Source organism: Armatimonas sp. (assembly GCF_031410135.1).
GTDB lineage: Bacteria > Armatimonadota > Armatimonadia > Armatimonadales > Armatimonadaceae > Armatimonas.
In genome coordinates this window covers 1-12,227 of sequence record NZ_JANNYP010000231.1, presented here as the reverse complement: position 1 = coordinate 12,227, position 12,227 = coordinate 1, and the positions used below count along the sequence as shown (strand labels likewise).

The 12,227-nt window shown below is 57.6% G+C and carries 11 protein-coding genes; 6 read left to right on the top strand and 5 right to left on the bottom strand.

From position 1 onward, the window contains the following. Positions 1–124 precede the first annotated feature (124 nt). From RMO15_RS08290 to RMO15_RS08275, 4 genes are all read left to right on the top strand, one after another. Entirely contained in the window at positions 125–1,288 is a 1,164-nt protein-coding gene (locus RMO15_RS08290) for a hypothetical protein (RefSeq protein WP_309710472.1), read from the top strand. Positions 1,289–1,390: 102 nt separating this feature from the next. After that, a complete protein-coding gene (locus RMO15_RS08285) occupies positions 1,391–2,656 on the top strand; it encodes a type II secretion system F family protein (protein WP_309710469.1) in 1,266 nt (421 codons plus the stop codon). A 77-nt stretch (positions 2,657–2,733) separates the two neighbouring features. Continuing rightward, the gene (locus tag RMO15_RS08280; RefSeq protein WP_309710466.1) at positions 2,734–4,083 is read left to right on the top strand and encodes a prepilin peptidase; all 1,350 of its coding nucleotides are present in this window, start codon (positions 2,734–2,736) and stop codon (positions 4,081–4,083) included. 69 nt (positions 4,084–4,152) lie between these two features. After that, the gene (locus RMO15_RS08275; protein ID WP_309710463.1) at positions 4,153–4,536 is read left to right on the top strand and encodes a VOC family protein; all 384 of its coding nucleotides are present in this window, start codon (positions 4,153–4,155) and stop codon (positions 4,534–4,536) included. On the opposite strand, the gene RMO15_RS08270 is transcribed toward RMO15_RS08275, so the two are convergent. Continuing rightward, positions 4,519–6,321: an ABC-F family ATP-binding cassette domain-containing protein gene (locus RMO15_RS08270; RefSeq protein WP_309710458.1), complete on the bottom strand. Its 1,803-nt coding sequence runs from the start codon at positions 6,319–6,321 to the stop codon at positions 4,519–4,521. The two genes, RMO15_RS08275 and RMO15_RS08270, sit on opposite strands and share 18 nt — an antisense overlap. A 49-nt stretch (positions 6,322–6,370) precedes the next feature. On the opposite strand from RMO15_RS08270, the gene RMO15_RS08265 reads away from it, so the two are divergent. Both RMO15_RS08265 and RMO15_RS08260 read left to right on the top strand, forming a co-directional pair. Beyond that, positions 6,371–6,760, top strand: a complete 390-nt coding sequence (locus RMO15_RS08265) for a cytidine deaminase (protein WP_309710455.1) — start codon at positions 6,371–6,373, stop codon at positions 6,758–6,760. A gap of 24 nt (positions 6,761–6,784) precedes the next feature. Beyond that, a complete protein-coding gene (locus tag RMO15_RS08260; RefSeq protein WP_309710444.1) occupies positions 6,785–9,247 on the top strand; it encodes a tetratricopeptide repeat protein in 2,463 nt (820 codons plus the stop codon). On the opposite strand, the gene RMO15_RS08255 is transcribed toward RMO15_RS08260, so the two are convergent. From RMO15_RS08255 to RMO15_RS08240, 4 genes are all read right to left on the bottom strand, one after another. Next, a complete protein-coding gene (locus RMO15_RS08255; protein WP_309710430.1) occupies positions 9,231–9,935 on the bottom strand; it encodes a M50 family metallopeptidase in 705 nt (234 codons plus the stop codon). The two genes, RMO15_RS08260 and RMO15_RS08255, sit on opposite strands and share 17 nt — an antisense overlap. Positions 9,936–10,015: 80 nt before the next feature. Continuing rightward, positions 10,016–10,822 carry a hypothetical protein gene (locus RMO15_RS08250; RefSeq protein ID WP_309710427.1) on the bottom strand — a complete coding sequence of 269 codons (807 nt, stop codon included), beginning with the start codon at positions 10,820–10,822 and terminating at the stop codon, positions 10,016–10,018. After that, entirely contained in the window at positions 10,819–11,145 is a 327-nt protein-coding gene (locus tag RMO15_RS08245; RefSeq protein ID WP_309710422.1) for a hypothetical protein, read from the bottom strand. The genes RMO15_RS08250 and RMO15_RS08245 overlap by 4 nt, the downstream gene beginning before the upstream one ends. A gap of 368 nt (positions 11,146–11,513) precedes the next feature. After that, complete coding sequence (locus RMO15_RS08240; RefSeq protein WP_309710410.1) at positions 11,514–12,077, bottom strand: hypothetical protein; 564 nt, start codon at positions 12,075–12,077, stop codon at positions 11,514–11,516. Positions 12,078–12,227 lie beyond the last annotated feature (150 nt).

Here is a 12,227-nt window from a genome sequence, read left to right as displayed (position 1 = left end):
TCGCGGTTTCTTTTTGGGTGGTGAGTGGGATGTCTTTCAAGCGTTCTGGAATGCCCGACCCAGAAGAGGGGATACCTCACCACTTTAATGTCTTGCACCCGCCTCTTTATACGTTAAGAATTACGTGCAAGAAAAATCCGTCCTCTCCCAGCTCTTTCCCCAGCCCACGGGCAAGAACGCCTACGAAGACTTCGTCCGCGCCGCCGAGCTTCTGAAGACAAGTGCGCTCTGGGCTGAGGCGCAGCAGAGAAATACCCTCACCAGCCGCCGCCGCGCTCTCGGCGACCCGCCGGTTCGTCAAGCACGCACTCTGATTGACGCCGCGATGCTCAAACCTACCACTCCCCCTCAACGGGAGCTAAACTTTTTCACTACCTTCCCCGAGTTTTCTGGCTTTCGTGACAGCGCACGGCTACTTAATGCGGAGATGCATGTCTTGTTTTCCGAAGGACGAACCGCCGCTGCACTCGTCAGTTTTGCTCAGGGGCTCCATCTAGGGCGTGCACCTAAGTCCCAGGTTCTGATCGGTGGTTTAGTTGGGATTGCCATTGATTCGATCTTGCTAACCCGAGTCAAAAGTCACCTAGAGCAATGCACTCCCCGCGACTGTGACCGAATCCAGACGACACTCAGAGAGCATGTTGAGCGGGATAAGGACAGTGCCCTAGCTAGTCTCTCCGCAGAGACGAAGACCTTTGAGGCAGCTATGGAGATGGGACGAAAAAACATGGCTGAGTTTCTGGAAGGGCTTTTTACAGAACCAACTCCTGATTCGGAGACAGGTGCTCCCCCACCTGCCGAAGAAATGGCAGCCTATCAGCGAACCAGAATGCAGATTGAAGCTATCAGGAACAACCCCGAAAGACAAGGTCAGATTTTAGATAAGGTTATCGCAGCCAACAAATCAAGAGTCCAGGCGGAGCTTGCCTATCTGAGCGCTCCGCATAGCTCTCCCAAGATTCCCGAGGAGCCCAGGGGTGAGCTAGAGCTTGGTATCTATAACTCGCTTTCTCCTGTTTACCGGTCTGCCTCGAACCGTTTCCTCCAGAACCGTATCCAGTGCCAGCTACTCTACTGCCATACGGCGATCCGAAAGTACAAGTGGGAGTGGGAGAAACTTCCGGAAAGCTTGGAGGCGCTGAAGCTGGCAGACTGGGGGCTTGATCCGTACACGCGCCAGCCATTTCGCTACGAAAAGAAAGGCGAGAGCTATGAGCTTTTCAGCGCCGGGCCGGTGGGCGAGGACGGAAAAAGAGCCCCCGTACACCTGCCGTGGCGGAAAGATTGACGAAAGCACTATTTTTGCCTATAATATTTCCGGGTAGGCCGTAACCGTTGGAGAAGATACCACGTTTATTCTAGGTACTACCTTGCAGGAGAAAGAGACTCTATGCCCACATTCACCTATACCGCCAGAGCGACCGATGGCAAATCACTGACCGGCACCAGTGAGGCCAGCAACCCCGCAGAGCTGCGACAGCGCCTGACGGAGCAAGGCTACTCCGTTCAAAAAGTAGCCCCTGCGAAGACCGTTAAGAAGAAAACCAAGGCACAGCTTAACGAACCAACCTTTATGGACAAGTTCCAGAAGGTCAAGCTTGATGATCTCTCGATCTTCTGTCGCCAGTTCTCTACCATGATTGATGCCGGTGTATCTCTGGTGCGCTGCCTAGACGTTCTCTCGGAGCAGTCACAGTCCCCCAAGCTCCGCCGTATTATCTTTGACCTTCGCGCTGAAGTCGAAGCCGGTAACATGCTCTCGAAGGCGATGAGCAAGTACCCTTCGGTGTTCTCCAATCTCTTTGTCGGTCTGATCCGCGCCGGAGAAGTTGGTGGTGTGCTGGAAGAGTCTCTACAGCGCCTTTCCATTTTCCTCGAAAAAGACGTCGAGCTTCGCCGCAAGGTGAAGGCAGCAATGACCTATCCGATCATTGTCTCGACCGTGGCTCTCGGCATCGTGATGTTCCTGACAATCTACATCGTCCCTCAGTTCCTGAAGATGTTTATTGACCTAGGACTCAAGGCCGAAGACTTCCCTGCCATGACCATGAGTCTCAAGATCTTCTCCGACTTTCTGGTTGAGAAGTGGTACATCATGCTCGGCTCAGTGGGAATATCTGTCGTTGCCTTTAAGATGTTCACTCGCACTAAGTTCGGGCGGCGTGTGGCAGACCGAGCAAAGCTCAAGGTCCCCGTCTTTGGCAAGCTCAACCATAAAGTGGCCCTTGCCCGCTTCTCCCGAACCCTCTCGACACTTCTGTCCTCGGGCGTGCCGATCCTCCAGGCGCTAGAAACCGTCGCCGGTACGGTCTCCAACGAGATCCTCTCCGACGCCATTCTTGATGCTCGTGCCCGTGTCCGCGAAGGAGACGTTATCTCCGAGCCACTGCGCAAGTCCAAGATGTTCCCCCCTATGGTTGTTCAGATGATCTCCATCGGGCAGGAGTCAGGTTCTCTGGACACCATGCTCTCCAAGATCGCCGACTTCTACGACGGCGAGGTGGATGCGGCGATTACGTCCCTAACCGCGGCTATTGAGCCCGTGCTGATCGTCTTCCTGGGTTTCACCGTCGGCTACATCGTGATTGCGATGTTCCTTCCTCTCGTCGGCCTGATCCAGGGTCTCTCCGGCGACAACGGTGACGACGACAAGTAAGTCTCCAAAAATAAAACGAACCCTGATGCGCGGCATCAGGGTTCGTTTTTTTGCCTTTTACCCGATAATATGCTGTGATGGATTTTCCTTGGCCCGAACTGGTAGATGGTATCTGGTACACCATTGCCTTTATGTATGGAGCCATTGTCGGCTCCTTTCTCAATGTGGTGATCTACCGGCTTCCGCTGGGAAAGCATCTCTCAAAACCGGCGAGCCACTGTCCCAACTGCAACCACCTGATCACGTTCTGGGAAAACATTCCCCTGATTTCGTTTCTGTCGCTTCGTGCCCGATGTAGCGACTGTAAGCAGCCCATTTCCTGGCGCTATTTTTGTGTCGAGCTTTTCACGGCTTGCTTCTGGGCACTGCTCTACCATAGCATTGTGCTTCCCTACCAGCCTCTCACGACGATCAACTTTGTGATGACCGCACTGGTCGCCGCCGTGCTGATCGCCCTCGTTTTTATTGACTTGGATCACTTTATGGCACCGGACGAGCTCACGGGGATTGCACTGGCACTGGGAATTGGGCGGGATGTGATCTGCGGCACTGTCGCGGCGCAGCAGGGGATCTGGGAGACGTTCAAGACCAACTATCTCTACTTTGGCTGGCTCCCTCTCTCCGTTGCCGGAGCGGCGTGCTACGGCGGCCTGCTTTTTCTTGTCTCCTTTTTTGGATTTGTCTTCTATGCCCGCACACCGGGAGAGCCCCTCTTAGCAGCCGTACGCCGCTTCTTTATCTCGGAGGATGTCCCCGGCACGGAGAGTGGCATGGCTGTTGTTGGGCCAGAGATCTCGGAGGCAGCGACGACCGACGCACCGCCACGCTTGGCATTCTCACCAGCCTTTTTGTGCGTACTCTCGATGCTCGCCATGCTGCCAATGATGCGAATCTACGGCACGCTGTTTTTGTTGCTTCCGATGACCGCTTTTTTCTTCATCACACGCCGGAGTGACGAGACCCCGCAGCAGACCCTCGCCCGTTTTTGCCGCTCGGATGACCTAGGGCTTCCGGCGTCTGCTAGTGCCGAGATTGCCGCGGCGGCAGCGGAGGCGGATCAGTTTGCGGAGGAGGCGGAGACAGGCCAGCACGGTGCGATGGGCCTTGGTGACGTCAAACTTGCACTGGGCTTGGGAGCGATTTTAGGGCCGGGGTTGGGCCTGCTCTCCCTGATGTTTGCCACCCTTCTGGGGACTCTTGTGGGCGGAGGACTGGCACTCGCGCGGGGCCGTAGCCTGAAGTTTGGAATCCCCTTTGTCCCGTTTATGGCAGCGGGTGCGATGCTCGCCATGTGCTTTGGCCCGACCCTGATGGAGTCGTATCGTCAGTACGCGAACCCGGAGAAAGCAGATACTCTTCGTTTAGATATTCGCAACCCCAAAGTCCGCCGCCGCCTCGACCTCCCGCCTCTCAAACCAGGTCAGTAGTAGGGGATCTCAAAATTAATTTTCTAGTCAGCAGGATTCTTTTCCTGTTGACTAGAACAATAGTTCACTATGGCACAACTCAACGCAATTGGTATCGTCGTTTCGGACATGAGCAAGGCGCTAGCCTTCTATCGGCTCCTCGGGCTGGAGATTCCCGAGCCCGAGACGGGCGAGGATCACGTGGAGATAACGCTGCCCAGTGGCCTGCGGCTGATGTGGGACACGGAGGAGTTGGTCAAGTCGTTTGATCCTGAGTGGACACGCCCGATTGGCAACCGAATCGGGCTGGCGTTTGAGAGCGCATCCCCGGCGGAGGTCAATGCGCTTCATGCCCATGCCGTCGCCAGTGGCTACTGGAGCCACAAAGCCCCCTGGGATGCCTTCTGGGGCCAGCGTTACGCTCAGCTCTGCGACCCCGACGGCACTGTGGTAGATCTATTTGCGGCTCTCTAGCTCTTCCCAGCGGGCATAGAGACGCTCGACGGCAGCTTTGGCGGTGGGTAGCTCTTTAGCCCAGAGGCGCTGAAGCTCGGCGGCGTTTGTGGCGATCTCCGGAGCGGCCATCCGGGCCTCGATCTCGCTGACTTTCTCCTCGGCGGTGTGGATAGTCTCTTCGATCTTGGAGAGCTCCCGACGCTCGGCGGTGCTGAGAGGACGCAGGGGTGCGATAGGAACGGCAGGAGTGGCGGCTTTCGGTGCTTTGGGGGCCGCAGTCGGTGCCGTTCGGTTGCGACGATGCTCGGCCCACTGGGTGAAGTCGGCATAGAACGTCGGCTCGCCCTCGCCCAGAACCAGCACCTGATTACAGACCTTATCGAGGATAAACCGGTCGTGGCTAACAAGAACGAGCGCTCCGGGGAAGCTCTCCATGCCCTCTTCCAGCGAGCCGAGAGAGGCGAGATCGAGGTCGTTGGTCGGCTCATCGAGCACCAGCAAGTCAGCAGGCTGGAGCATGAGCTTGGCAATCGCGAGGCGTGCCTGCTCGCCCCCCGAGAGTGACCCGACTTTCGAGCCAAGCTGATCCTCACGGAAGCCAAATTTCTTGGCCCAGCCCGTGACATGGATCGTGCTATTGCGATAGCTGATCGTGTCGGAGGCCGGAGCGAGTGCATTGCGCAGTGTGACATTAAAATCCAGATTGTCACGGTTCTGCGAGAAAAAGACAGTACGCAGACCATCGGCCCGCTTGACCGTCCCTGTATCGGCTTCCAGTGTCCCCAAAAGCAGGCGCAGAAGGGTCGTCTTACCACTGCCATTTAACCCTACCAGTCCCAGCTTGAGCCCCGGCGTGAGGGTCAGATCCAGCCCCGAAAATAGCTCGCGTCCCCCCAGTGTCTTCGAGAGGTTTTTCGCGACCAACAGCTCTTTGGTCTGGCGGCCTGAGGCGCTAAACCCACTCTCCATTGCCAGCTTCTCCGCGTTGCGACGCTTGACCGAGTCTAGCTCTGCAAAGACCTCACCGACATCCTCGATCCGCCCCTTCGCCTTGGTAGAGCGTGCCCGTGCGCCTCGTCGCAGCCACGCCAGCTCCACCTTAGCCGTGGACTCCAGCGAGTCTTGTTTACGGCCCTGTGCCAGTAAATACGCGGCCTTTGCTTCCAGATACTCCGAATAGCCACCCTTCACCGAGAGATAGCCCTCGGCGTAGGCAGAGTTGAGATCCATGAGCTTCGTGGTCGTGTTTTCCAGAAAGTAGCGGTCGTGGGTGATCACCACAAAGGCAAACGGCGGGTTCTCCAGAATCTCCTCCAGCCACTCGACCCCTTGCAGGTCCAGGTGGTTGGTCGGCTCATCCAAAAAGAGGACATCGGGCTCTTTGAGGAGCTGCTGAGCGATCGCGAGACGCTTCTTCCAGCCCCCTGAGAGCTGGGCGGCTTTTTGATTTCTATCGGGGAAGTCGCATTGGGCCAGAGAGATCTCCACGTGCATCACTTTTTCTGTCTCGTCCAGCGTCGTGCCATCGAGCGCCGAGAAGAGCGCCTGCTCCACGGTCTGATCTCCCTCAAAGGCTTCGTCCTGAGCCACGTAGCCCACCTGCAAGCCCCGGCGCATGGAGACGGTCCCACCGCTCAGATCCCCCATCCCTGCCAGTGCCTTGAGCATCGTGGACTTGCCCGCGCCATTTGGCCCAATCAGTCCCAGCCGCTCCGTGTCCTCAATCCCAAATGTGAGGCCTGTGAAGAGCGTCCGCCCCCCGCTTCTCGCCTCAATCCCCTGCGCCGATAAAAGTGTTGCCATACCAAGTGGCTAGTGTATCGTACTTTCGCCAGGCGGTAGAATAGAGCCGATGACCTCCGAACTGATTCAGGACGCCCTAGACGTGCGCCAGCGGGCCTATGCGCCCTATTCAAACTACTTTGTCGGAGCGGCGATTGCCACAGACGTGGGCGTGTTCTCGGGCTGCAATGTGGAGAATGCGAGCTACGGGCTCTGCAACTGCGCCGAGCGGACGGCGGTTTTCTCGGCAGTCGCGGCGGGAGCGAAAAATATCACGGCAGTTGTGGTAGCCACGCGCGATGGGGGCTCGCCCTGTGGTGCCTGTCGCCAGGTGCTGGCCGAGTTCGCAGATGCGGACTGCCCCGTGCATTGTGTGAATGAGAGTGGCACCACGACACTCGAAACGACGATTGGGGCGCTCCTGCCCCATGCCTTTACCCCACGGAACCTGACGCGCTAACTAGGCGTCCCAGATAACAAGAGTATGCAGTTTCTTCCTCCTTCCTCGTCTAAACCAAAGTCGTCCACGCCGCCTGCACCGCCCAAGGCTTCGCAATCCGCTCCCCCGGCACCCACAGCGCAGCAAAAAGCCGCACTTTATTTTAACCAAGCGCTCCAGGCCACTCGCCAAGGGAAGCTCACGCAGGCGGAGAAGCTGTATCGGCAGATGCTGGAGCTAGACCCCAAAGCCGGTGTTGGGTGGATCAACTTGGCGATGGTCCTAGGACGGCAGCGGCGCTTTGATGATGCCATTGCAACCGCACAAAAGGCCATTCGTCTGATGCCCAAAGAGGCGGGATTTGTGGCGCAGCTTGCCAGCCTGGAGTGGGGTGCGAATCGGTTGGATGAGGCCATCGCAACCGCGAAGAGCGCCTTGGCTCTCGCTCCCAAGAACACGGATGCCTTGCGTACGCTCGCGGGGGCCTACCTGGCTCAGAAGCGCTTTGCGGAGGCGATCCCACCGCTCAAGAGCTTGGCGGCACTTCAGCCTAAAGACCCGACATTCTTGGGGACGCTTGCCACAGCGCAAGTGGATGCCAAGCAGCCGGGCGATGCACTCGCAACCCTACGCACCTTCACACAGCGATTCCCAAAAGAAGAGAACGCGTTTCTCATGCGGGCGGATCTTGCGGGACGGCTTGCCGCAGAGAAAAAAGACACCAAGCTCTTCGCTGAGTCGCGCGATGCCTACAAGCGTGCCTTTACCCTGAATCCCAAGAACCTACGGGCAGGCTTCAATGCCGCTGTCGCGGCAGAGCAGGCAGGGGATGCAAGCGGGGCACTCAAACAGCTAGAGCTTCTGCGTGAGAAGTTCCCCGAGGCAGCTCTCGTCCGCCATAGCCTCGCGCTGGCCTACTTGGGAGATATCCGACGTACGCCCCAGGATCGGGTGATTCTCGGACTCAAAGAGGCCGAAGCCGCCGTGGGCCGCGAGCCGAAAAACGCGGAGTATGTCGCGACCATGGGCTTTATGTTGCTTTCCCAGGGCAGCTCCAAGGAGTACGGTCAGCGAGCGGCACGTGTCTTTGAGGGGGCGCTTAAGCTTGACCCTAAAAATGACCGGGCCAAGCGCGGCCTGACCGAAGCCCTGATTGTCCAGAACGCCTGGACAGAAGTCATTCCCCGCTTCCAAGAGCTGCTCAAGGCGACTCCCAACGATGATGTGCTACGTCGCAAGCTGGCTATCGCGCTCCAGTCTGCCGGTCGGCGAGGCGAGGCCGCCACCGAGCTGCGCACGATTGCCCAGAACAACCCCAAAGACACCAAGACCCTCAAAGAGCTGGCGCTGCTTCTGGAGAGTGACAGTAAACTCGATGAGGCGACGAAGGCTCTGGAGGAAGCGCTGACCCGTGACATCGCGGACACCGACACGCTCCTGCGTCTAGGCGGCATTCTGACGCGGCAAGCACAGTACGAGAAGGCCCAAGGGCACTTCGAGGCGGTTCTGGCCAAGCAGCCCACCAGCTCCGAAGCCTATGCGGGCCTGGTGACACTCTTTGAGACCCAGAAGAAGTCATCCGAGGCTCTGGCCACCCGCGAGCGCTGGATCAAGGGGGATCCTAAGAACAACACGGCACGCTACGAGCTGGCGATGCTCTACGCGGAGCAGGGCCGCGACGGCGAAGCGCAGACTCTCATCCGTAGCCTCACCCTGCGCCAAGGCGACCCGAACCGCAACCTCTACCGGCAGGCGCTGGCGGAGTTCTACCGCCGCAAAGGTCGCTTTGGCGACGAGACAAAAGAGATCCAGAGCTTACTTTCCGAGGAGCCCAACAACGAAGGACTCAAAGTCCGGCTGGCGGAGGCGCTAGGACGGGCAGGAAAACCGGACGAAGCGGAGACTACCTACAAGGCCCTGATCGCCAAGTCCCCAGAGAACAACCTGAAGTATCGCTTAGCGCTGATCGAGCTACACGAGCACATCGGCAAGACGGAGCAGGCGATCCAGGAAACGGAAGACTTGGTCTCGCTCCGAACGAGCTCTAACGAGGCCCGCGCCCTACTCATCCGACTCCGTACCAACCAGAAGCGCCCGGAAGCCGCGGCGCAGTTCTTTGAGAAAGTGGCGCTCAGCGAGACAACCAATCCGAACCCGTATCTTGTTAGTGCCTTAGAAGAGCTGTACCGTAGCCAGGCAGCACCGGAGAAGTTTGTCGAGTTCACCAAAAAGTGCGTGGAGACGTATCCCAAGAGTGCCCCTGCCTGGAAACGTCGCGCGGGGACTCTGGAGAACGCGAAGCAGCCTACCGAAGCGCTGAGTTGCTGGCAAAAAGCCACGGAGCTAGATACTGCCGATGCAGAGGCCCCCTACCAGGCCGGACGGCTCCTGGAAACTCAGGGCAAGAAGCCGGAGGCCATCGTGGCCTACCAGCTCTCGCTCAAACGCCAGCGCACTGAAGAGGTTATCGCAGCCCTCAAGCGCCTTGGGGCTACCGTCCGGCCTTAAAGTCCTGCAGCATGGGGCGGAGAACCAGGCTCCAGAGGATGGCAACTGCGGTGCCCATCCAGAGAGCGGCCCAGAAAATCGCGGGGATGAGGGTTGCTTGCTGCATGTTCTGCGCATCGGTGTGGACATTGGTGTGCGCGGAGAGCAGGAAGAGCGTTTTCAGGTCGTAGAAGGCATTTAGGACGCACTGCACGCCCAGAAAGCCAACCAGCAGTTCCTGGTTTGGTCGTCCCAGTTTTGCGGCGGCAACGGCCAGAATCAGCGCGATAGGAATCCCCGTCACAAGGGCAAAAAACGCACCAGGAGCGGAGATCAGGCCAAAGAGCGCCAGAGGGAGAGTCAGCGCTACCGAGGCCGCCATGATCGCCAGCAGTTTTTTAGAAGCCACGCCTCGCCGTAGTGCCGCAAGCATCAGCGCCCCATAGAGCGTCGCGCCTAAGTAGCCCGCCGCATTGATCACCGCGCCGAGTCCCCCACGCGTCAGTGTCACCCCAGACGCATCCGGGGAAACCCCCAGCGCCACGGGCAGTCCGCCGGTGAGCAGTGCCGCCAGCGCATGGCCGCCCTCGTGGATAAACGTCACAAAGAGTCGTACGGGGTAAGTGAGAAACTGGGCATACGGCACAAACGAGAGTGCAATGGTCAGAAGTGCCCCAACCAGAATGCTGCGTGAAGTGTTAGCTTTCATATTTTTTCCTGCCTTATTATACGGCGAAATGGGCTAAAATCGTTCCCCCTATGCAAAGGGCCACAAGTGAGACACACGAGCTATATTTTGGTTGCAGCAAGACACTCCTGTGCGGCAAGTTGCACCCGCGACGAAGCCGAACCCATATAGTGCTGCGCCAGCACAAAACCCGATGCATCCTGCGCCGAGGCAAGTGTGAGCAGAATCGCCACCGTGGCATCTTCCGAGACTTCCCGCTCCAAACACCCTCGCAAGTATATCCGCTGTGTTTCGGGGAGTGCCTGTATCTCACTTGTCGTCATCCGTGGCAAAAGTCGGGCAAGCGCTTCCGCCTCTGCTTGCTTCCACGTGTCTCGGCCCACCCCCACCGGCAGCTCAGGAACCCGCCGCGCCGCCTCCAGCACCTGGGGCACCAGCCGAACCTCATCCACCCGCACCAGTAGCGCTTCGAGTATCTGGACTAGTTTTCTCTGATCTGACGAAAGTGGCAATGGCTGAGATGACTGAGGTCGGTTCCCACGTTTCCTCTTCTCCCACAGTAGAATCAGGAGAAAAATAACAGTTTGAGCGCAGAACGCCTGAAGCAAAAGCCAACCTTGAAAACTACTGGGGGGCTTACCTTCACGAAACATTCGAAAGATAGTAAGAACGACCATCATGAGTGTTACACTGATCGAAACGAGATAACTTTGCCAAAGATTTAAGGGCTTTGTGGAAGTGTTCTTCTTTTTCTGTTCTTCGTCCAAAAGCTCGGCAATGGCAACCAATGCACCGTCCCTATCCCAGCCCTCGGTGACGGTTTCGGGGAAGGTAAAGTGCCCCTGGAGGCGTGCCCGGAGCTGCTCTTTGAGGGGTTTGAGATCCCGTACATTTTGCTTCTGGATCATCCGGCACGCTCCAAGCTACGGAGGCACTCTTCGGCGGCTTCGCGGACGGTCTCGCTTTCGTTGGGGTTGGTGACGAGGCGGCGGGCGTAGGGCTTGGCGAAGATGTCACCTGCAGTTCCCAGGGCCAGTAAAAGCGCGACCAGGAGTGCCTCGCCAGGCCACTCCTTAAGTAGTTCACGGAGCGCTGCACGCTCGTCGAGGCTGAGTGCCAGTAACTCTTCTGAGGTTGCCGTCGCCAGACGACGTGCAAAAGAGTCATAAGCTCTTCGACGTTCTCTTCCTAGCGAGTCAACACCAGCAATCCATGTTCCTAGCGAGATCATTCGTCCTCCAAGCTCAAGACGCTGAATGATCTGAGTACATAACCATTTTTGCCGCTTCGCAGTGAGGCGAGAACGCGGTGACTTTGCCATCAAAACCCATGCAACGAACCCTGGGAGAAATCCAAAAAACAAAAAAAACAACCAACTAAATCGAATCTCAAGATACAGAGCAATTATGGTCGCTAGTACATAGAGAAGAAGTATTATCATCAAGACTGGAACAACTCTCCGCTCTAAATGAGTAGGTCGTAGTATCCGTGTAATTTGGTGCACCCCTTCCTCAGAGCCTTGTTGAGCCAGCCAGCGTGCCACATCCGCCTCAGAGTCCTTGAGGAAATCAGGGGGGCGGTAGAGCTGCTGTTGGCGGTTCATGGTTGTGGGCGCTCGGAAAACTGCTTCTGCACTTTAGCAAGCTCGCGTGTCAGCCCAGGTGGATCGCTGGTTCTCAGGAGGGCTCTCATGGTCTCGTCCCCAAAGCGCGCCACAAAGTAGGTGATCTGAAACCGGTTCGCTTGGAGTGCGATTAAGGCCCCCTCGCGACGGAGGTTTGCGATGAGAAACTGCTTCCAGCGAAAGGTGAGAAAGAGAGCCAAGGACGCACGGGGTGGGAGATTCGACTTGGCGCGGCAGGGATCATCAAAGCGCTGGGCCAGCGGGAGCGCGGCGTGTGGCGGTAAGACACATAGGAGTATCGCAACGCGTGTGGAGAACGCCGTCTCAGTCCCAGGCTCAGGGGGATGTTCCTCAAGACGAGGATCGTCGAGAAACAGCATAAGCTCCTCGGCGGTCAGAGCGGCAAGTGCCGCACGAAGTGCTTTGTCTTGAGGGGGCCGAGGCTCAAGACCAGAGGCAACGGCCTCTTGAATACGGGTCTGCATGTCGGTGCAAAAAGACTCCCACTCTTGCCAGGCTCGCTCCAGAGATGTTTGCATAGGTTTATTCTAACGTGAAAATTCATACTTGGCGGCAAGGGCTCCTCGCCGTAAACTTTAACTAAGATGGTCAGAGTTGCTTTTCATCCGCGCCTTCACGGCCATAAGAACTACGTGGTGTCTCCTGGGGAGCCTCACTTTGTGGCGTCG